This window comes from Arthrobacter sp. B0490, from assembly GCF_002929355.1.
Lineage (GTDB): Bacteria > Actinomycetota > Actinomycetes > Actinomycetales > Micrococcaceae > Arthrobacter_D.
Genome location: NZ_PJIR01000008.1, coordinates 91,102 through 110,502 on the forward strand (window position 1 = coordinate 91,102; position 19,401 = coordinate 110,502).

Below are 19,401 nucleotides of genomic sequence, written 5' to 3' on the forward strand. Positions count from 1 at the left end.
GCACGGAGAAGCCCCCGTCCGCGTGAGCGGAAGGGGGCTTCCGGGGTGCCTAGAACATCTGGAAGATGCCGACGATGTTCCCGATGATGAAGACCAGGACCAGCAGGACGACGAGGCCGATGACGCCGAGCCAGAGACCGGTGACGCCCTTCGACTGCGTCTTGTCCTCGATGTCCGGCTGCTGCCAGGTGGTGCTCGCCTCGCCCGGCGGCGTCTCGCCCGGGGGGACGCCCCCACCCGGTTCGAGGCCGGTGAGGTTCATCTCGTCCGGATCCGGATTTCCGGCATTCGAGGGATCGGGGTTCTTTCGTTCGCTCATGCTGTCCTCCGCGTGGTTGACCGGGTGAATCCATTTCACCCTACCCCGCGTATTGTAAGTCTGCTTATTACTTGTGCGGCGCCCGCCCCACTGGACTACTGGCCGAATGCCACGGTGTTTCCGGCGGTGTTTCCCGCGGTCGGATCGAAGGGCTGATCGGCCGCCCCGTGCCCGGGAGCGCCGGCGCCTCCGCGCCCGTGCCCCGTGGTCGAGCCGTTGGTCGCGGGCAGCGGGGTGCCCTGATCGCGGGGAGTCCAGGACATCGTGATGTCCACGCCATGCTCGGAGTCCTCCACGAACAGGCGGAGGTCCTCGCCGATGAGGGCCTCGTGGTGTACCGGGTCTCCGGCCTCGCGCGCCATGTCCGCGAGGCGGCAGATGGCCACAGCCATGGCGCGCCCCCAGTCCTGCGGGTGCTTGCTCGTCGACTTCTCGGTAGCGCTGAATTTCCTGTCGGTCATCGCCGTCGTCTTCCTGCCGGGTATGAGGAATGAGAGACCGTACCCTTCGGGTGGAGCCACTGTAGCAGCGCGGTCCGAGGGGGAGAACACACCGCGGCGTGTGAATCGGGTGCAGGGGTGCTCACCCGATGCGCCAGGTCGCGGGCGCCCCTCGAGCAGGATCCGCCGTGCCGGACGCCGGCGGGCTCCACCGGCCGGGACCCGGTCCCGGGCCCCGCTGTACCCTCGGTCCATGACGGCTCCCTTCCCGGCCCCTCCGGTCCCCGTGGTCATCCGGCCCGAGCTGCCCGCCGACGCCGATCCGATCCACCGGCTCACCGAACGGGCCTTCGAGGGGCGGACCTTCAGCTCCGGCACCGAAGCGGGGATCGTCCGGGCGCTCCGCAAGTCCGGCGCGTTGACGCTCTCGCTCGTCGCGGAGCACGGCGGCTCGGTCGTGGGGCACGTGGCGTTCTCCCCGGTGCGGGTGTCCGGGACCGGGGGCGCGTGGTTCGGCCTCGGACCGATCTCCGTCGACCCCGACCTGCAGCGGCGGGGGATCGGGCGCCGCCTCGTGACCCGCGGCCTCGACCACCTGCGCCGCGCGGGTGCCGCGGGCTGCGCCCTGATCGGGGACCCTGCCGTCTACTCCCGCTACGGGTTCGTATCGGGCGGGCTCACGTACGCCGGGGTCCACCCCGACCTGGTGCAGTACGTGGCGTTCGGGAGCGCCGTGCCGCGGGGGACGCTCCTGTTCGGGAGCGCCTTCGACGGGTGACGGGCCTGCCCCCGGTCCTCCTCACCTGCGCAGGGCGGCCCGTGCCGCGTGCCCGATCACCGCGCTGTACGTGGGGTAGGCGAACTTCACGCGCGCGAGCGTCGCGAGGTCCGTGCCCGCCGCCATCGCCGAGGCCACAGCGGTGATGACCTCCACGGCGTTCTCCCCGACGGCGTGCGCCCCGAGGATCAGTTCCCGGCGCCGGTCGATCACGAGCTTGAGGAACCCCTGCTCGCGGTCGTCGATGATGGGACGCTCGACCGCGGCGTAGGGGACGGTGACGGCATGGCACTCGGCGTCGCGCTCCCTCGCCCGGGTCTCGGTGAGGCCGACGCCGGCGTAGTCCGGATCCGTGAACCCTCCCTCGGGCAGGAGGTGGTGCGGCGTGGTGCGCGTGGCGCCCAGTACGGCGTTCTCGGCCGCGGTCTCGCCCTCGAAGACGGCCGCCTGGACCAGCATGCTGCTGCCGTTGGCGTCGCCGGCCACGAAGATGTGGGGGACGTTCGAGCGCAGGTACTCGTCCACCGGGATGAAGGAGCGGGCGGTCCGGACGCCGGCCGCCTCGAGGCCCAGCCCGGGGAGGTTCGCCGGCCACCCCGCGGCCATGACCACGGCGTCCACGGACCGCGATCGTAGGGCGCCGTCCTGCTGCCAGACGAGGCTCAGGCGGTCGCCCTCCTCCCGGATGGCGTCGACCCCGCTGATGCCGGTCTCCACCTGCACGCCCTTGCCGGTGAAGGCGTCCGTGACCGCTGCTGCGACGTCGTCGTCCTCCGTCATGAGGATCCGCGGTGCGAGGTCCAGCAGGAGGACCTCCGACCCCAGGGCGTCGAAGATGGTGGTCATCTGCGCGCCCGTGTGGCCGCCGCCGATGATGCCCACCGTGCCGGGAAGGCTGGGGAGGTCCAGCACCTCGTGCGGCAGGACGGCGTACTCGGCGCCCTCGATGGGCAGGCGGCGGCCGCTTCCGCCGATGCACAGGATGATCGAGGCAGCGGACACCTCCCGGCCGTCGACGACGACCGAGTGCTCACCGGTCAGCTCGGCGTCGCCTTCGATCAGCTCGATGCCCAGGCGCCCCATGGTGGGCCCGTAGCCCTTCGCATCGAGCACGCGCGCGACGGTCGCACGCACGCGCTGCACGGTCTTGTCCCAGTCGACGGACGGCGTGTCCACCACGATGCCGTAGTCGTACGCCGTCCGGACCTCGCGGAACAGGCGCGCGGTCTTGGCGAGCACGCGCGTGGGGACGCAGCCCGAGTTCACGCACGTCCCTCCGAGCGCCGAGCGCTCCACGACGGCCGTACGCGCCCCCAGTTCGGCGGCACGCGTGGCCGCCGCCATCCCTGCGGGTCCACCCCCGATCACGAGGACATCGAACGTGTAGTCCATGGAAGCTCCTTCGGTCTCTGCGGGCGGCTCGTCCCATCCTCCCCGGATGCGGGCGGTGCCACAACGCGCGGCCGCCCCGGAGGGCGGTGGGTATCGCCGGGGCAGTCCTGCGCCTACGATCGGAACTCGGCCTCGACTCGAACGGATGCAGATGCCTGGGCACGCTGGGGAGCGTTCACGCTACACACTGACGGACGACGGCGCCTTCCTGCGCCTGCGATGGGGGGCCGGGGTCACCATCGAGGCGGACGACGTGCGATCGACGATGGCTGCCGTGACGGCGGCGTCGCCCGCGGGGAGGCGACCGCTCCTGGTGAACATCGGGCTGGTCGCCGCGATCACGCTCGACGCCCGCCGCCTCCTCATCGAGGACACCTGCTCGCTGCGCACGGGCGTGGTGGGCGTCGACGAGGTGGGCAAGGTGCTGACGGCCTTCAACTACCGGTCGGCGACCCCCAGCAGGTACTTCACGGTCGAGGCCGAGGCGATCGCATGGCTGACGGGGAAGGCCGAGGGCGGGGAGACCACCAGCCGGGAGTCGGTGGACCCGGATCCGTTCACGGCCCGGATGGAGGAGGGCCTCCTGCTGGTCGAGTGGGACCCGGGCACCAGCGTGACGACCGAGGCGGCGGAGTCGCTGGTCGCCGCCGTCGCCGCCCTGGAACCGTCCCGGCGCCCCCCGATGCTCGCGCGCAACAACGACATGGTGTCCCTCACGAACGAGGCCCTGGACGTGTTCGCGGGGCGGCTCGACGTCGCCGCGCTCGCCATCGTCGGCGAGGACGGCGACCGGGTCATCGCCACCTACTACAAGCAACTCCATGCGCCGCCCTATCCCACGAGGTTCTTCGCGACCGAGGCGGAGGCCAGGCGCTGGCTCGCCCTCGGGCCCGGCTCCTGACCGCCGGAGGATTCGTCCAGCGCGCCCGGGCCCGCGGCACGTACCATCGACAGGGGAGCATGCCGTCGTCGGGCCGCTCCTCCGTCAGTGCCCGCTCATCGCGGCGGACCCCGACCCTTCCCCGCCCGTGCAACCCGCCTCGTCTTCGTCGGACGCCCTGACGCTCCCGCCCACCGGACCGCGCCGACCCGCGCCGCCCCGTGACCCTTCCAGCCCCGCGGTGCGCAGCCCGCGCGCCGTCCCCATCCTCCAGGAGGAACCGCATGAGAACCGTCAAAGCCTACGCAGCCCCGTCCGCCACGGATCCGCTCGTCCCCACGACCATCGAGCGTCGCGACGTCGGCCCGACCGACGTGCTCATCAAGATCGCCTACGCCGGCATCTGCCACTCCGACATCCACACCGTCCGCGGCGAGTGGGGGCCGCAGCAGTACCCGCTGACCGTCGGCCACGAGATCGTCGGAGTCGTCGAGGAGGCCGGAACCGAGGTGACCCGCCACAAGGTCGGTGACCGCGTCGGCGTCGGCTGCATGGTCAACTCGTGCCGCGAGTGCGCCAACTGCCGGCAGGGCGAGGAGCAGTACTGCCTGAACGGGAACGTCGGCACCTACGCCGGAGTGGACCGCGACGGGACGATCACCCAGGGCGGCTACTCGACCCACATCGTGGTCGTCGAGGACTTCGTGCTGTCCGTCCCGGAGAGCATCCCCTACGAGGCCGCTGCACCGCTGCTCTGCGCCGGCATCACCACCTACTCGCCGCTCGCGCACTGGAACGCGGGACCCGGCAAGAAGGTCGCCGTCGTCGGACTCGGCGGACTCGGGCACATGGCCGTCAAGATCGCCTCCGCGATGGGCGCCGAGGTCACCGTGCTGTCGCAGAGCCTGAGCAAGCAGGACGACGGCAAGCGCTTCGGCGCCGGGCACTACTATGCGACGAGCGACCCGGACACGTTCAAGCAGCTCGAGAGCAGCTTCGACCTCATCATCAACACCGTGAGCGCGAAGATCGACCTGGACGCCTACCTGTCGCTGCTCCGTCTCGACGGGACGATGGTCAACGTCGGCGCTCCCGCGGACGCGCTTCCCCTGCACGTGTTCACGCTGTTCAACCAGCGGCGTTCCTTCGCGGGCTCGGGGATCGGCGGCATCCGCGAGACGCAGGAGATGCTCGACTTCTGCGCCGAGCACGGGATCGCGCCCGAGATCGAGGTCATCGCCGCCGACGCCATCAACGAGGCCTACGAGCGCGTCCTGTCCTCCGACGTGCGCTACCGCTTCGTCATCGACACGGCGACCCTCGGATAGCCTGCCGGCACCGCCGGCCCTCCGGTCGGCAGCGGGAGGGCGCCTTCGGGTGCCCTCCCGCTGCGTGCGGCGGCCCGGGTCGTCCCGCGGGAGTGCCTCCACCGGCCCGTCCGCCGCACCGGCTGGGCCGTCCGGCCCCTGAGCGGACCGGAGTGCCCCGGGTTGCGAGGGGGCAGCACGTATGCTGTCCAACGGTGGCCGGTCTCAGCCGCGCTGCCGGTCCTGGTCCGATCGTGACAGGACATGGTCTCTCGGAACAGGTGGCGGGGTGGGGCGCATGCACGTGGTCGCGCGGAAGCTGACGGCGCTTCATCCGGTGTCGCTCCATGTGGTGTTCGCCGTCCTGCTCGCGGTGGCAGCAGTCTTCGGTCGACATACCCATCTCGAGTCCTCGAGCCTCGCCCTCGTCTGGCCCGCCGCCGGCATCAGCTTCCTGTGGGGCCTCTGGGCCTCGCGGACGCGGCAGGATCTCGCCCTCGCCCTGGCCGCGACCCTTCCCATCGTCGCCTCCGTCAACCTGGCCACCGGTCTCAGCCCGACGCTCGCGCTCACGGTCGCCTTCGGGAGCATGGTCCAGACGGGCGTGGCCGCCCGACTCTTCCGGCGCCTGGTGCCGAGTCTCACCGTGCAGTCGGTCGGGGATTATCTCCGGCTCGGCACGGTGGCCCTCGTCGCCTGCTCGGTGGGCGCCCTGTTCATCGTCGTCGGCAGTGCCCTCGAAGGCGCGACCGAACCCGTCGCGGCCTTCATCCCCTGGCTTGTCCGGCATTCCGTGTCCCTCACCGCGCTGGGATCCCTCGGCATCGTGCTCGCCGCCGGCATCAGGGCCCGTGCCGAGGGCGAGGCGCACTCCCCGGTCGCCGGCGCACGCCGCGCCGAGTACGCCGTCCTCGTCCTCGTCTCCGTCGTCCTCTACGTCGCCACCTTCGGCTCTGCCACGGCCCTGCCGGTCGCGTACGCCACCATCCCGGTCCACATGTGGGCCGGACTCCGGCTCCGCGCGGGATGGGCCATGCTGCACGGCCTCGTGAGCGGCGCCTTCCTCGTCTTCTTCACCCTCGCGGGCCTCGGGCCGTTCCAGGAGCTCGGACCGGGAACCGCAGCGTATGTGGCGCAATCCTTCATGTTCATCGCCTTCTCCCTCTCGGCGATCCTCGCCCTCAGCATGGACGAGCGGCGACGCCTGATCGCGCGTCTCTATCGCGCCACGGACGAGGCGAAGGCGGCCGCGGACCTTCGGGATCTCGTCATCGACCGGATGAACGACGGCGTCCTCGTCGCGGGGCCGGATCACCGCCTGATCTTCCAGAACGAGGCGAGCGAGCGCTGGCTCGGGCCGGACACCGCACGGCCCGGCGAGGTGTGGCGGCGGGACTACGAGGTCACCACCCCGGCGGGCGAGCCCCTGGCCCCGGCGGACAACCCCCTGACCCTGGCGCTGGAGGGGACCGTCACGGAGCGCATGGATCTCGACCTCACCCACCGTACGGGCGCGGTGACGCACCTGTCCGTCGACGCCGTCCCCCTGCCCGGCGAGCGCGGCGCCGTGGTCGTCATGCGCAACGTGACGGGGGAGCGGGTGTACCAGCGCGATCTCGGCCGCTTCGCGTCCGTCGTCGCGCACGACCTCCTGACGCCGCTCACGGTCTTCGACGGCTGGCTCGAGCTGCTCGAGGACCCGGACCTGTCACCCGCCGAACAGCGGGCCAGCATCGAGCGGCTCCAGCAGGCGAGCCTGCGCATGAGGACCCTCATCCGCAACCTGCTCGCCTACAGCCTCGCGAAGGAGGAGCGGCTCACCGCGTCGCGGATCGACGTCGGCCGGGTGGCCGAGGGGATCATCGACCTGCGGACCGCCCTGCCGGGCACCCAGCTCCCCGACGTCCGCTTCACGGTGGATGCGTCCGATCCGGTCTACGCCGACGAGCGGCTGTTCCTGCAGCTCATGGAGAACCTCGTGGGCAACGCGATGAAGTACGGGAGGACGGACGGCACGGGCGAGGTGACCGTCGCGACGACCGTGGAGGCCTCGACCGGCAGGACGCTGGTCCACGTGCGGGACAACGGCATCGGTGTGCCCGCGGGTGATCTCGAGCGCGTCTTCGAGGAGTTCCACCGCTCCGAGAACGGGCTCGTGCAGGCCTCGGGAACCGGCCTGGGGCTCGCCATCTGCCGCCGCATCGCCGAGGCCCACGGCGGATCCATCAGCGTGCGCAACCTCGCGGAGGGCGGCGCGGAGTTCACGATCGGCCTGCCGGGCATGCCGGACCAGCTGCCCGAAGGCATCCCGCTGGTCGGCGCCGAGCACGTCCCCCGGGTGTCTGCGCCCTGACCACCCGGGGGGCTACGCCTCCGAGCGCGGGTACAGCTTGGGCGAGCCGCCCTGGCCCCTGCCCGCACGCATGCCCGCCAGGACCTGTGCGACAGCCTCCCGGGACGAGCGCGTGGCCTCCCACCCCAGTTCGGTCCGCGCCCTCGAGACGTCCATCACCGGGCTCTGCGCCGCGAGGTCGATCCAGCCCGGGTCGGTGCGCTGGATGCGGAGCCTCCAGCTCGTGCCGACGATCCAGCGCAGCAGACCCACCGGGAGCCCGATCACGCGCCGGGCGCCGAGCAGATCGGCGAGGCGTTCCGGCGTCAGTTCGGGCTCGGCCGCGATGTTGAAGGCGCCGGAGGCGCGGCGCACCACGACCCGCCAGTAGGCCTCCGCGATGTCCTCGGCATGCACGGCCTGGAAGATGAAGGATGCCGGGATCGGTATCAGGGGCAACCGCAGGCCGCCGAGGAGGACCTTCGGAACGAGCGGACCGAGGAAGTAGCGCCCCACCTCACTGCCCGCGCGGTCCTGGAAGATCAGTCCCGGTCGCAGCCGGGCCAGCGGGATCTCCGGGTGTTCCTGTTCGAACGCGTCCAGGAGCCGCTCCTGGTCGGCCTTCTGCCGACTGTACTGGGAGGTCCCGACGCCCCCGGTCGGCCAGGATTCGTCCTTGCGGCCGTCCTTGTCCGCGGGCGAGTAGGCGGCGACGGAGGAGGCGCACACGACATGACCCACGCCCGCGCCGGCCGCCGCACGGAGCGCGTTGGCCGTACCGGTGACGTTGGTACGGCGCATGGCGGCCTCGTCGCGGTTCGGCTGGATGGCCCACGCGAGGTGCACGACGGCGTCCATTCCGGCGAGCGCGACGGTCAGGGCTTCCCTGCCCTCGTCGGTGCCGACGTCGATGGCGTGCCAGTCGACGCCGGCGTACGGCTCCTGCGTCGTATCGGGAACGGTGCGGGCGATCGCGGTGATCGAGAGCCCGCCCGTGTCCTCCGACGTGTCGTAGCCGGAGCGCTGGATGGCCTCGCGGTCGACGGCGGCGCGCCGGAGCCTGGAGAGGAGGGCGGTGCCGACATTGCCGGTGGCTCCGATGACTGCGATGCGCATGGGTTTTCTCCTGGGCAGGGGGTGCCGCCGACGACGCGCCGATCGGAACTGGACTACTAAGTAAGCTTATGGTGCAGTTGGAGCAGACGTACAGCAGCAGGAACGCCCCTTTTTCGGGGCCAGACCCCGGAGGTATCCGTGAGCAGCAACAGCAGGGTGCGCAGCGAGCCGCAGAGCGACGCCGCGAAGAAGGCCCAGAGCGCCCCCGATCCGAACGATCCCCGCAAGCCGGACGATCCGAAGGACGTGAAGAAGCCGGCCTGGAAGTACGTGTTCAAGCGTTCCGTCAGCGAGTTCGGCAAGGACCAGTGCACCGACCTCGCGGCGGCGCTGACCTACTACGCCGTCCTCGCGATCTTCCCGGGCATCCTCGCCCTCCTCTCCCTCCTGGGGCTCTTCGGGCAGGCGCAGAACACCACGAACCAGGTCCTGGAGATCATCGGCCAGTTCGCCCCGCCGGACACGCTCGACACCATCAGGCCCACCATCGAGGGGCTCGCCTCGAACCAGGCCGCCGGCCTGACGTTCGTCATCGGCCTGCTCGGCGCCATCTGGTCGGCCTCGGGGTACGTCAACGCGTTCTCCCGTGCCATGAACCGCGTCTACGAGGTGGAGGAGGGCCGGGGCTTCCTGAAGCTGCGCCCCCAGATGCTGCTCATCACCGTCATCGTCCTCGTCCTCATCGTGGCGATGGGCCTGATGCTCGTGCTGTCCGGCCCCGTCGCCGAGGCCGTCGGCAACACCATCGGCCTGGGTGGAACCGCCCTGACCATCTGGAACATCGCCAAGTGGCCCGTCCTGGTCCTTTTCGCGGTCCTCATGATCGCCGTCCTGTACTACGGCGCCCCCAACGTCAGGCAGCCCAAGTTCCGCTGGATGAGCCTGGGTGGCTTCATCGCCCTGCTCGTCCTGGCGATCACCACGGCGGCGTTCTCCCTCTATGTGGCCAACTTCGGCAGCTACGACAAGACGTACGGTGCGATCGCCGGTGTGATCGTCCTGCTCCTGTGGATCTGGCTCGCGAACATCTCGCTGCTGTTCGGTGTCGAGTTCGACGCCGAGATGGAGCGCGGACGCCAGCTGCAGGGTGGCATCGAAGCGGAGGAGAGCATCCAGCTTCCGCCACGCGACACCAAGGCCGCCGAGAAGAAGGCCGAGAAGCGCCTCAAGCTGATCCGTGAGGGGCGCGAGCTCCGCGAGAAGTACGGGCGGGAGTCGGCGCAGTAGCAGGCCGGCCCGATCGATCCGCCAGGAGGCCCGGACGTGTTCTCGTCCGGGCCTCCTGCGCGTCCGCGGTCCTAGACTGGCAGCATGACCGACACCGAGCAGGCCGAAACCTCCGAGCACAGCACCAAGGGGTCCTACGTGACCACGGGCGAGGAGTTCACGCGGGACACCCAGTACATCGAGACGAGGATCACCCGCGACGGCGCCGACGGCTACCCGGTGGAGGCAGGCCGTTACCGGCTCGTCGCCGCCCGTGCCTGCCCCTGGGCCAACCGGACCATCATCGTGCGGCGCCTCCTCGGGCTGGAGGACGCGATCTCCCTGGGCACGCCCGGGCCCACGCACGACAGCCGGTCCTGGACGTTCGACCTCGACCCGGACGGGCGCGACCCCGTGCTCGGCATCGAGCGCCTGCAGGAGGCGTTCTTCAAGCGCGATCCGGACTATTCACGCGGCATCACCGTGCCGGCGATCGTGGACACCACGACCGGGGCCGTGGTGACGAACAACTTCCCGCAGATCACCCTCGACTTCTCCGGCGAGTGGAAGGACTTCCACCGCGAGGGTGCTCCCGACCTGTACCCGGAGGCGCTCCGCGCGGAGATCGACACCGTCAACAGGCGGGTCTTCACGGAGGTCAACAACGGCGTGTACCGGTGCGGCTTCGCGGGATCCCAGGACGCCTACGAGGCGGCCTACGATCGGCTGTTCACGGCACTCGACTGGCTCGAGGAGCGGCTGACCTCCCAGCGGTTCCTCGTCGGGGACACCATCACCGAGGCCGATGTCCGCCTGTTCACCACGCTGGTGCGTTTCGACCCGGTCTACCACGGCCACTTCAAGTGCAACCGGAACAAGCTGACCGAGATGCCCGCCCTGTGGGGCTACGCCCGGGACCTGTTCCAGACCCCGGGTTTCGGGGACACCATCGACTTCGAGCAGATCAAGCAGCACTACTACATCGTCCACGAGGACATCAATCCCACCCGGATCGTGCCGAAGGGCCCGGATCTCGCCGGCTGGACGACCGCGCACGGCAGGGAGGCGCTGGGTGGGCGGCCCTTCGGGAACGGTACCGCGCCGGTCGCCGCGTAGGCGGGAGAGGGGCCGGAGGGCGCTCCTTCCGGCCCTCCCGGTGCCGCTGATTAGGGAACAAACCCGTTTCTTAATTGCTCGGAGCATAGGCTAGCCTTACTTCAGACCGATCGACCGTCTGAGGGAGGCACCATGGCAATCCAGGCCCCCCTGCGCTCCGGTCCGGCCGGCGGACCGGCTCCCGCCCGCCGCCGGTCCTCCACCCCCCGGACCCTCGCGAAGCTCGTTCTCACCGCGCTCGTGCTGCTCGTGTTCTGCCTCGCCTCCCTCACGATCGGCGCCCGCTCGGTCGGCGTCGGCACCGTGCTCGACGCCGTCACGGCCTTCGACCCGTCGAACGGCGACCACGCCGTCGTGCTCTCCCGGCTCCCGCGCACCGTCGTCGGCCTGCTCGTGGGAGCCGCACTCGCCGCCGCCGGTGCCGCCCTGCAGGGGGTCGCCCGCAACCCCCTGGCGGACCCCGGCATCCTCGGCATCAACGCGGGCGCGTCGCTCGCCGTCGTCGTCGGCATCCACGTGTTCGGCCTCGGCGGCGCGTCCGGCTACATCTGGTGCGCGTTCGCCGGCGCCGGTGCGGCCGCGCTCGTGGTCTACGCCGTGGCGGGCCTCGGGCGTGAGGGCGCGACGCCGGTGAAGCTCGCCCTGGCCGGCGCGGCCCTGGCCGCGGGTCTCGGAAGCCTCACCAACGCCGTCCTCGTCTCGAGCCAGGAGACACTCGACGCCTTCCGCTTCTGGCAGGTCGGCACGCTGTCGGGGCGCGGGTGGGACGTCATCGTCGCCGTCGCCCCGTTCATCCTCGGAGGCCTCGTGCTGACCCTCGCCACCGGCAAGGTCCTCAACAGCCTGGCCCTCGGCGACGACGTGGCGCGCGGGCTCGGGCAGAACGTGAACCTCGCCCGGGGCGTCACGGCCCTCGGCGTCGTGATCCTGTGCGGCGCCGCCACGGCCGCCGCCGGTCCGATCGCCTTCGTCGGCCTCGTCATCCCGCACATGGTGCGGCTCGCCGTCGGCGCCGACTACCGCTGGATCCTGCCGTTCTCGGCGCTCCTCGGGCCCGTGCTGCTGCTCGGCGCGGACATCCTCGGGCGGGTCGTCCTGCCGCCCGGTGAGGTGCAGGTGGGCATCATGACCGCTGTCGTGGGCGCGCCCTTCTTCGTCTGGCTCGTGCGGGGCCGCCGGATGGCCCACCTGTGAGCGCGTCCCTCGACCTCGCCGCCGCGGCGCCCGGACACGCGCCGCGACCCGCGGCGGGCCTCGCCGCCATCCGCGCCCGCGGACGAAGGAGCACGGGGAGGCGCCTGGCAGCGGCAGCCCTCGTCGTCGTCGCGCTCTTCGCCGTGGACATCCTCCTCGGCTCCTACACCGTCACCGTCCCGGACCTCCTGCGCATCCTCGGCGGTGCCGACATCCCGGGGGCGAGTTTCATCGTCCTGGAGAACAAGCTGCCCCGGGCCGTGATCGGCCTCCTGATCGGCGTGGCCTTCGGCATCGCGGGCGCCGTCTTCCAGACCATGCTGCGGAACCCGCTGGCGAGCCCCGACATCATCGGCATCAGCTACGGGGCGAGTGCGGCCGCGGTGACGGCGATCGTGCTGTTCGGCGCCGCGGGAGCCGCTGTGTCCGCCTCGGCCCTGCTCGGTGCCCTGCTGGTCGCCGCGGCGATCTACCTCGTCTCGCGCCGCGGGGGCGTGGCCGGTTACCGGCTGATCCTCGTCGGCATCGGATTCGCCGCGGTGCTGCACGCCCTCGTGAGTTTCCTTCTCACCCGCACCGACCTGCGCACGGCGAGCGAAGCGGTGCTGTGGCTGGGCGGCTCGCTCAACTCGAGCACCTGGGACCGCGTCACGGTCCTGGCCGCCGCCCTCGTGGTGCTGCTGCCGGCCGTCGCGGTGCTCTCACGCAGCCTCCGCGGCCTCGAACTGGGGGACGACGCCGCAGCAGGCCTCGGACTCCGCGTCGAGGCCTCACGCCTGGGGCTGATGTCCGCCGCGGTGGCCCTCGCCGCCGTCGCCACCGCCGCCGCCGGGCCCGTCGCGTCCGTCGCGTTCCTCTCGGGCCCGATCGCCCGCCGCCTGCTCGGCAACCGGACGTCGCTGGCCATGGCGGCCCTCGTGGGCGCGGTGATCGTGCTCGCCGCGGACTTCGTCGCCGCGAACCTCGTCCCCGGGACGTCGCTGCCCGTCGGCGTCGTGACCGGCGCGCTCGGCGCGCCGTTCCTGCTGTGGCTGCTCGCCACCGCCAACCGCTCAGGCCAGGGAGGCTGACCATGGCTCCACGCACACCGGTCGATCCGGGGGTGGCGGACACCCTGTCCGCGACGGGACTCACGCTCGCGTACGGCGAGCGCACCGTCGTCGAGGGACTCTCCGTCGAGTTGCCCGCCGGCAAGGTCACCGTGATCGTCGGCGCCAACGCCTGTGGCAAGTCGACGCTGCTGCGGGGGCTCGCACGCCTGCTGAAGCCCGTGGCGGGAACCGTGGTCCTCAATGGCGCGGACATCGCCACGCAGTCCACGAAGGCCGTCGCCCGCGTGCTCGGGCTCCTGCCGCAGACACCGGTGGCCCCCGACGGCATCACCGTCGCGGACCTCGTCGGCCGGGGCCGCTACCCGCACCAGGGCTGGTTCCGCCAATGGACGCCCGAGGACGACGACGCGGTGGCGAGCGCGCTCGAGGCCACCGGCACGCTGGCCCTCGCCGACCGCACCGTGGACGAGTTGAGCGGCGGGCAGCGCCAGCGCGTCTGGATCGCCCTGGCGCTCGCCCAGCAGACGGGGATCCTGCTGCTCGACGAGCCCACCACGTTCCTCGACGTCACCCATCAGGTGGAGGTGCTCGACCTCATCATCGATCTCAACCGGCGTTCCGGCACCACCGTCGTCATGGTGCTGCACGACCTCAACCTCGCCGCACGGTACGCGGACCACCTGATCGCCATGCGGGAGGGTCGGATCGTCGCGGCCGGCGCGCCGTCCGCCGTCGTCACCGAGGAGACGGTGACCGGTGTCTTCGACCTGGACTGCCGTGTCATCGAGGACCCCGTGTCGGGGACGCCGATGGTGATCCCCGTCGGCAGGCACCACGGCGCCCCGGCAGCCGCCACGACCACGGCGTCCGTCCCCGGCTCCCGGCCGCTGCGGGGCTACCGACCCAACCCGCAGGACACCGTTCCTGCACGAGTGGAGGCATCATGACCGACGTGACCCGGACAGCGCGGCGCACCGCCGCGGACACCGAGCCCATGGTGCTGGCGTTCGACGTCGTCGTCACGGCCGTCCAGCACCTCACCGCGAACTTCCGCCGCATCACCTTCGGCGGCGCATGCCTCGAGGCCTTCGGCGTCGCGGGGGACACCCTGGACCTCCGGATCAAGATCGTCATCCCCTCCGCGGGCCGCCCCTGCCCGGACATCGCCGGGATGATGGCGGGCGGTGCCGCGTCCAGCTGGTACCAGCGGTGGCTGGGCCTGGATGCGGAGGACCGCGGAGCGATGCGCACCTACACCGTGCGCGACTCGCGCTGCGCCGGCCCCCGGCCGGAGATCGACGTCGACTTCGTCCTCCACCTCGACGGGGAAGGCCGCGGGGGGCCCGCGTCCGAGTGGGCTGCGGCAGCCCGACCCGGCGACCGGGTGTGCATCATCGGCCCGAACTCGTCCGCCGCGCAGTGCACGACGGCGGGCGCCTACGGGGGGATCGAGTGGAGCCCGGGTCTCGCCCAGCACGTGCTCCTCGCCGGCGACGAGACCGCCGTCCCTGCGATCAGCGCCATCCTCGAGGCGCTCCCCGCGGACATCGGCGGGCACGCGTTCCTGGAGGTACCGGACGGCCAGGACATCCAGCACATCGGTACGCGTTCCTCGGTGGGCATCACCTGGCTCGCCCGCGGGCAGCGCCCCCACGGAGAACTGCTCGAAGCCGCCGTCCGCGACGCGGTGCGGGTGCCGGGCTGGGTGTCGCTCTCGGGTGCCGGCGCAGCGAGTGGCGGGAGGGAGCCGGAGGACGTCGACATCGACAGGACCATCCTCTGGGAGACACCGCAGCTGCTCGAGGCGGCGATCGTGCAGTCCACCGTCAACCCGGGGCGCCCTTCCGGCACGCAGCCCTTCTACGCGTGGATCGCGGGGGAGGCGGCCGTGGTCCGGGGACTGCGCCGCTACCTGGTGCGCGACGTGGGAGTGGATCGGAAGCAGGTCGCCTTCATGGGCTACTGGCGCAAGGGGCGGGCCGAACTGGCCTGATGCGGCCACCTGCCGCCGGGAACTCGGGATCGGCTCGAGATTTCCCCAGGATCCTCAGGGCAGCGGTTCGCTCACGACGGCAGGATCCTTGTAGCCGAGCGGCATCCGCAGCCGGAGGGAGTCCGGCTCGACCTCGAAGGCCATGTGCGTCGCCTTGCCGAGCGGGTCGCCGTCCAGCTGCACCTCGAGCGGTTCGCGCAGCGTGATCTCGGCCGTGCGGCACTGGAAGTACTCGAGGGAGGGGTCCTTGCCCTTGCCGCGCGCGAACAGCTTGCCCGCGACCGCCAGCCATCCCAGCCTGCCCTTCGGGGCCACGGTCATGAGGTCCATCAGGCCGTCGTCGATCCTGGCGCCGGGGAAGATCTCCAGTCCGCCCATGATCTTCCCGCAGTTTCCGCCCATCACGCTGCGCAGGCGGCGCTCGAAGGGCCTGCCCCCGTCCACGGAGATGGTGGTACGGGAGGGCTTGCCGGGCAGGTTCCTGATTCCGGCGTCCACGTAGGCGAGCCAGCCGACCTTGTCCTTCAGGTCGTCGCGCGTGTCCGACATGATCGCGGCGTCGTAGCCGATGCCCGCCATGACCAGGAACACGTGGGCATCCTGCGCGCGGTCCACCGTGACGTGCACGACGTCGATGGTCCGCTCGGTCCCGCGGAACGCGGATTCGACGGCGGCGTCCGGGTCGTCGACGGCGATGTCGAGGTTCCGGGCCAGCAGGTTGCCGGTACCCAGCGGCACGAGGGCCATCATCGTCCCGGTCCCGGTGAGCTCCTCGGCCACGCACCGGACGGTGCCGTCGCCGCCGGCCGCGATGACCAGATCCACCCCGGCCTCGAGAGCCTCGCGCGCCTGTCCGTGCCCGGGGTCGTCCGCCGTGGTCTCGATCACCAGGGGCTCCTCCCACCCGTCCTCGGCGGAGATGCGGCGTACCGCGCCCTCCACGTCGACCGTGGTCGCCTTGATCGGATTGACGATGAGCGCGGCGCGACGGCCGCCCGATCCGGTGTCCGCGACCGTGTCGGTGGTCGGTCCCGGTGAAGCGTCGGTGGGCATGGTGTCCTTCGGAAGGGGTATCGACGGGTGGCTCCGCCGAGCCTATCGCGGCTGTCCCGGCGACCGAGGGTACTCTTTGGGACGTGAACTTCTCCCAGCGTTATGTGGCCCTCGGCGATTCCTTCACCGAAGGGGTGGGTGACTGGGACCCGGCCTCGCCCAACGGCGTGCGCGGGTGGGCCGACCGCGTCGCCGAGCAGCTCATCCTCGCCGACCCGTCCTGGGGCTATGCGAATCTCGCGATCCGCGGGAAGAAGATGCGCCAGATCCTCGACGAGCAGGTCGACGCCGCCCTGGCGCTGCAGCCGACGCTCGTGACGATCTACGCGGGGGCCAACGACATCCTGCGGCCGCGTATCGACATCGACGCGCTCATGGCGCAGTACGACGACGGCGTCGGGCGGCTCCGCGACGCCGGCGCCGACGTCGTGCTGTTCACGGGCTTTGACGCCGCCGGTTCCGCCGTCTTCGGGAAGACCCGCGGGCGCACCGCCGTCTACAACGAATGGGTCCGCGAGATCGCCGACAAGCGGGGGGCCGCGATCGTGGACTACTGGCGGCTGCGCGAGTTCCAGGACTGGGGCTACTGGGACGTCGACCGGATGCACATGTCGGCGGCCGGGCACACGCTCATGGCCGCACGCGTGCTCGAGGCCCTGAAGGCCTCCCACAGGATCGACCTGCCGGAACTCGGCACACGTCCCGTCCTCCGGCGGACCGAGCAGCTGCGGGCCGACGCGCAGTGGGCGCGGGAGTACCTGAAGCCCTGGGTGGGGCGACGCCTGCGCGGCGTCTCGTCCGGTGACGAGCTGACCGCGAAGTACCCCACGCCGGTCCACCCCGACCGGGCGTCCGTCACCGCCTGATCGTCACCGCCCGACGGGCCGCGATGCCGCGCCGGGCGTGTCGCGTGCGGGCGTCGCTCATCGGGCCGTCCTGCACCGCCGCCCGGAGGACCCGCTGTCCCGTGCGCCCCTGACCACGAACGGAGCCAGCAATGGCCGGCACGACCACCGCAGGCCTCTCCGCCGGCACCCCCGAGGAGCTGCAGTCCGTCAGGGCGACGCTCCGGTCCCCGCGCCGGCTCAGGACCGAGGTCCTCGCCGGACTCGTCGTCGCCCTCGCCCTGATCCCCGAGGCCATCGCGTTCTCGGTCATCGCCGGCGTGGACCCGAGACTCGGACTCTTCGCCTCCTTCACCATGGCCGTGACGATCGCCTTCGTGGGAGGGCGCCCTGCGATGATCTCGGCGGCGACCGGCGCCGTCGCCCTGGTCATCGCACCGCTGGTCGACTCCCACGGCGTGGACCATGTCATCGCCGCCGTCATCCTGGCCGGGGTGTTCCAGATCGTCCTCGGTCTCTCGGGGTTCGCGAAGCTCATGCGCTTCGTCCCCCGCTCGGTGATGGTGGGTTTCGTCAACGCACTGGCGATCCTGATCTTCGCCTCCCAGGTCCCCGAGCTGATCGGTGTCCCCTGGCTCGTCTACCCCCTCGTCGTGGCGGGGCTCCTGATCGTCTTCGGGTTCCCTCAGCTGACCCGGGCCGTGCCGGCCCCGCTGGTCGCCATCATCGTGCTGACACTCCTCACGGTCTCCGCCTCCGTGGCCGTCCCGACCGTCGGCGACAAGGGCGACCTGCCTGAATCCCTGCCGGGCCTGCTCCTCCCCGACGTCCCGCTGACCCTCGAGACCCTGCGGGTCGTCGTCCCGTTCGCGCTCGCCATGGCGTTCGTGGGCCTGCTCGAGTCCCTGATGACGGCCAAGCTGGTCGACGACGTCACCGATACGCGCTCGCACAAGAGCCGTGAGGCCTGGGGCCAGGGCGTGGCGAACATCGTCACGGGGTTCACCGGCGGCATGGGCGGCTGCGCGATGATCGGCCAGACCATGATCAACGTGAAGGCCTCCGGCGCGCGCACCCGCATCTCCACGTTCCTGGCCGGCGCCTTCCTGCTCGTCCTCGTCGTCGTGTTCGGCGACGTGGTGTCGCTCATCCCCATGGCAGCCCTGGTGTCGGTCATGATCTTCGTCTCCTGGGCGACGTTCGACTGGCACAGTGTCCGGCCCCGCACCCTGAGGACGATGCCCAGGAGCGAGACCCTGGTCATGGTCGTCACCGTCCTGGTGGTCGTCGCCACGCACAACCTCGCCGTCGGCGTCGGCATCGGCGTCCTCGTCGCCATGGTCGCCTTCGCCCGCAGGGTCGCGCACCTCGTCACCGTCGAACGGACCGTCACGGTCGTCGACGGGCGGGAGACCGCGAGCTATGTGGTGGACGGTGAGCTGTTCTTCGCCTCCTCCAACGACCTGTACACGCAGTTCCAGTACGCCGTGGACCCCGGGCACGTCATCATCGACCTGCACGCCTCCCACCTCTGGGACGCGTCGACGATCGCAGCCCTGGACGCGATCACGGAGAAGTACCGCCGCCATGGGACGGCCGTGGACATCGTCGGCCTGAACGGCACCAGCGTCATCCTGCGCGAGCGGCTCGGGAACGTGACCCATGACTGAGGACAGCACCAGCCCGGCCGGCAGGGAGCCGGTCGTGCTCGAGTACCCGCTCCGGGGACACTTCCGGGCGCGCAACAGTCCCGCCCGCCGGGTACCGAGCCACGGCACCCACCTCATGGGCACCACCTACGCGATCGACCTCGTCCCCGTCGACGCGCGGGGCCGGGTCGCAGCCCGCAGCTGGCGCACCCTCCTGGCCACCGAACAGCCCGGGGACTTCCTCGGATTCGGCGCGCCGGTCCTCGCGCCCTCCGCCGGCACGGTCGTCATCGCCCACGACGGCGAGGACGATCACGAGGCGCGGAGGTCGCAGGTGGCCCTGCTGGCCTACCTGGCGGGCCAGGCACGGCGGGTCCGGGACGGGCCGGCGGCGATCGCGGGCAACCACGTGGTCATCGCCATCGGAACGAGCGGACCCTTCGTGCTCGTGGCCCACCTGCGCAGGGACTCACTCCGGGTCCGGGTGGGGGACCGGGTGGTCGCGGGCCGGCCGCTGGCCGAATGCGGGAACTCCGGCAACAGCACCCAGCCCCACGTGCACCTCCAGGTCACGGACAGCATCGAGTGGAACAGTGCACGAGGCCTGCCCCTCGCCTTCCGGACCTCCACGGGCACCGAGCTGCCGGCGGAGTCGCAGATCCTCCTCCGCTGACAAGCACCCCCCGAGGAGTCGTGCAAGCCGGCGCCGATCCTCCCCGGGCCCCTCGG

General features: G+C 71.3%; 18 protein-coding genes. 13 read left to right on the forward strand and 5 right to left on the reverse strand.

The window, feature by feature from the left end; translation table 11 throughout:
- Window positions 1-49: 49 nt before the first annotated feature.
- Both CXQ97_RS13220 and CXQ97_RS13225 read right to left on the reverse strand, forming a co-directional pair.
- On the reverse strand, window positions 50-319 hold the full coding sequence (locus CXQ97_RS13220; protein ID WP_104181332.1) for a DUF6480 family protein: 270 nt from the start codon (window positions 317-319) through the stop codon (window positions 50-52).
- A gap of 95 nt (window positions 320-414) precedes the next feature.
- Complete coding sequence (locus CXQ97_RS13225) at window positions 415-780, reverse strand: hypothetical protein (RefSeq protein WP_104181333.1); 366 nt, start codon at window positions 778-780, stop codon at window positions 415-417.
- Window positions 781-1,012: 232 nt separating this feature from the next.
- Here CXQ97_RS13225 and CXQ97_RS13230 point away from each other — a divergent pair, with 232 nt between their 5' ends.
- Window positions 1,013-1,537, forward strand: coding sequence for a GNAT family N-acetyltransferase (locus tag CXQ97_RS13230; protein WP_219815419.1), 525 nt, complete (start codon window positions 1,013-1,015; stop codon window positions 1,535-1,537).
- 21 nt (window positions 1,538-1,558) lie between these two features.
- Here the strand turns inward: CXQ97_RS13230 and CXQ97_RS13235 are convergent, their stop codons facing one another.
- A complete protein-coding gene (locus CXQ97_RS13235; protein WP_104181335.1) occupies window positions 1,559-2,929 on the reverse strand; it encodes an NAD(P)/FAD-dependent oxidoreductase in 1,371 nt (456 codons plus the stop codon).
- Window positions 2,930-3,080: 151 nt separating this feature from the next.
- Between CXQ97_RS13235 and CXQ97_RS13240 the strand changes: the two genes are divergently transcribed.
- The 3 genes from CXQ97_RS13240 (at window position 3,081) to CXQ97_RS13250 (ending at window position 7,469) form a co-directional block, all read left to right on the forward strand.
- On the forward strand, window positions 3,081-3,830 hold the full coding sequence (locus CXQ97_RS13240) for an STAS/SEC14 domain-containing protein (RefSeq protein ID WP_104181336.1): 750 nt from the start codon (window positions 3,081-3,083) through the stop codon (window positions 3,828-3,830).
- A 263-nt stretch (window positions 3,831-4,093) separates the two neighbouring features.
- The gene (locus CXQ97_RS13245; RefSeq protein ID WP_104181337.1) at window positions 4,094-5,137 is read left to right on the forward strand and encodes an NAD(P)-dependent alcohol dehydrogenase; all 1,044 of its coding nucleotides are present in this window, start codon (window positions 4,094-4,096) and stop codon (window positions 5,135-5,137) included.
- A 277-nt stretch (window positions 5,138-5,414) separates the two neighbouring features.
- Entirely contained in the window at window positions 5,415-7,469 is a 2,055-nt protein-coding gene (locus CXQ97_RS13250; RefSeq protein WP_104181338.1) for an ATP-binding protein, read from the forward strand.
- 12 nt (window positions 7,470-7,481) lie between these two features.
- Here the strand turns inward: CXQ97_RS13250 and CXQ97_RS13255 are convergent, their stop codons facing one another.
- Window positions 7,482-8,564: an NAD-dependent epimerase/dehydratase family protein gene (locus CXQ97_RS13255; protein WP_104181339.1), complete on the reverse strand. Its 1,083-nt coding sequence runs from the start codon at window positions 8,562-8,564 to the stop codon at window positions 7,482-7,484.
- A gap of 138 nt (window positions 8,565-8,702) precedes the next feature.
- Between CXQ97_RS13255 and CXQ97_RS13260 the strand changes: the two genes are divergently transcribed.
- From CXQ97_RS13260 to CXQ97_RS13285, 6 genes are all read left to right on the forward strand, one after another.
- Window positions 8,703-9,791, forward strand: a complete 1,089-nt coding sequence (locus tag CXQ97_RS13260; protein ID WP_258062564.1) for a YihY/virulence factor BrkB family protein — start codon at window positions 8,703-8,705, stop codon at window positions 9,789-9,791.
- Between the two features lie 84 nt (window positions 9,792-9,875).
- A complete protein-coding gene (locus CXQ97_RS13265; protein ID WP_104181340.1) occupies window positions 9,876-10,886 on the forward strand; it encodes a glutathione S-transferase family protein in 1,011 nt (336 codons plus the stop codon).
- A gap of 132 nt (window positions 10,887-11,018) precedes the next feature.
- Window positions 11,019-12,080, forward strand: a complete 1,062-nt coding sequence (locus tag CXQ97_RS13270) for an iron ABC transporter permease (protein WP_104181341.1) — start codon at window positions 11,019-11,021, stop codon at window positions 12,078-12,080.
- Window positions 12,081-12,184: 104 nt separating this feature from the next.
- Window positions 12,185-13,150 (forward strand): iron chelate uptake ABC transporter family permease subunit, encoded by a 966-nt coding sequence (locus CXQ97_RS13275; protein ID WP_258062575.1) that lies wholly within the window; start codon window positions 12,185-12,187, stop codon window positions 13,148-13,150.
- 2 nt (window positions 13,151-13,152) lie between these two features.
- Window positions 13,153-14,079, forward strand: coding sequence for an ABC transporter ATP-binding protein (locus CXQ97_RS13280; protein ID WP_104181342.1), 927 nt, complete (start codon window positions 13,153-13,155; stop codon window positions 14,077-14,079).
- Entirely contained in the window at window positions 14,076-15,125 is a 1,050-nt protein-coding gene (locus CXQ97_RS13285; protein ID WP_258062565.1) for a siderophore-interacting protein, read from the forward strand. Before CXQ97_RS13280 ends, CXQ97_RS13285 begins: the two co-directional genes overlap by 4 nt.
- Window positions 15,126-15,179: 54 nt before the next feature.
- Here the strand turns inward: CXQ97_RS13285 and CXQ97_RS13290 are convergent, their stop codons facing one another.
- Window positions 15,180-16,178, reverse strand: coding sequence for a diacylglycerol kinase family protein (locus CXQ97_RS13290; RefSeq protein WP_104181343.1), 999 nt, complete (start codon window positions 16,176-16,178; stop codon window positions 15,180-15,182).
- A gap of 83 nt (window positions 16,179-16,261) precedes the next feature.
- Here CXQ97_RS13290 and CXQ97_RS13295 point away from each other — a divergent pair, with 83 nt between their 5' ends.
- The 3 genes from CXQ97_RS13295 (at window position 16,262) to CXQ97_RS13305 (ending at window position 19,345) form a co-directional block, all read left to right on the forward strand.
- Window positions 16,262-17,044 carry an SGNH/GDSL hydrolase family protein gene (locus tag CXQ97_RS13295; RefSeq protein ID WP_104181344.1) on the forward strand — a complete coding sequence of 261 codons (783 nt, stop codon included), beginning with the start codon at window positions 16,262-16,264 and terminating at the stop codon, window positions 17,042-17,044.
- Between the two features lie 131 nt (window positions 17,045-17,175).
- Entirely contained in the window at window positions 17,176-18,693 is a 1,518-nt protein-coding gene (locus tag CXQ97_RS13300) for a SulP family inorganic anion transporter (RefSeq protein ID WP_104181345.1), read from the forward strand.
- A complete protein-coding gene (locus CXQ97_RS13305) occupies window positions 18,686-19,345 on the forward strand; it encodes a M23 family metallopeptidase (RefSeq protein WP_104181346.1) in 660 nt (219 codons plus the stop codon). Before CXQ97_RS13300 ends, CXQ97_RS13305 begins: the two co-directional genes overlap by 8 nt.
- Window positions 19,346-19,401 lie beyond the last annotated feature (56 nt).

What these genes read in the sequence shown, in the direction of transcription:
- CXQ97_RS13230 (WP_219815419.1), top strand. Translation starts at nt 1,013, where the DNA reads ATGACGGCTCCCTTCCCGGCCCCTCCGGTCCCCGTGGTCATCCGGCCC.
- CXQ97_RS13255 (WP_104181339.1), bottom strand. Translation starts at nt 8,564, where the DNA reads ATGCGCATCGCAGTCATCGGAGCCACCGGCAATGTCGGCACCGCCCTC.
- CXQ97_RS13235 (WP_104181335.1), bottom strand. Translation starts at nt 2,929, where the DNA reads ATGGACTACACGTTCGATGTCCTCGTGATCGGGGGTGGACCCGCAGGG.
- CXQ97_RS13245 (WP_104181337.1), top strand. Translation starts at nt 4,094, where the DNA reads ATGAGAACCGTCAAAGCCTACGCAGCCCCGTCCGCCACGGATCCGCTC.
- CXQ97_RS13265 (WP_104181340.1), top strand. Translation starts at nt 9,876, where the DNA reads ATGACCGACACCGAGCAGGCCGAAACCTCCGAGCACAGCACCAAGGGG.
- CXQ97_RS13280 (WP_104181342.1), top strand. Translation starts at nt 13,153, where the DNA reads ATGGCTCCACGCACACCGGTCGATCCGGGGGTGGCGGACACCCTGTCC.
- CXQ97_RS13300 (WP_104181345.1), top strand. Translation starts at nt 17,176, where the DNA reads ATGGCCGGCACGACCACCGCAGGCCTCTCCGCCGGCACCCCCGAGGAG.
- CXQ97_RS13225 (WP_104181333.1), bottom strand. Translation starts at nt 780, where the DNA reads ATGACCGACAGGAAATTCAGCGCTACCGAGAAGTCGACGAGCAAGCAC.
- CXQ97_RS13285 (WP_258062565.1), top strand. Translation starts at nt 14,076, where the DNA reads ATGACCGACGTGACCCGGACAGCGCGGCGCACCGCCGCGGACACCGAG.
- CXQ97_RS13290 (WP_104181343.1), bottom strand. Translation starts at nt 16,178, where the DNA reads ATGCCCACCGACGCTTCACCGGGACCGACCACCGACACGGTCGCGGAC.
- CXQ97_RS13270 (WP_104181341.1), top strand. Translation starts at nt 11,019, where the DNA reads ATGGCAATCCAGGCCCCCCTGCGCTCCGGTCCGGCCGGCGGACCGGCT.
- CXQ97_RS13240 (WP_104181336.1), top strand. Translation starts at nt 3,081, where the DNA reads ATGCCTGGGCACGCTGGGGAGCGTTCACGCTACACACTGACGGACGAC.
- CXQ97_RS13250 (WP_104181338.1), top strand. Translation starts at nt 5,415, where the DNA reads ATGCACGTGGTCGCGCGGAAGCTGACGGCGCTTCATCCGGTGTCGCTC.
- CXQ97_RS13220 (WP_104181332.1), bottom strand. Translation starts at nt 319, where the DNA reads ATGAGCGAACGAAAGAACCCCGATCCCTCGAATGCCGGAAATCCGGAT.
- CXQ97_RS13305 (WP_104181346.1), top strand. Translation starts at nt 18,686, where the DNA reads ATGACTGAGGACAGCACCAGCCCGGCCGGCAGGGAGCCGGTCGTGCTC.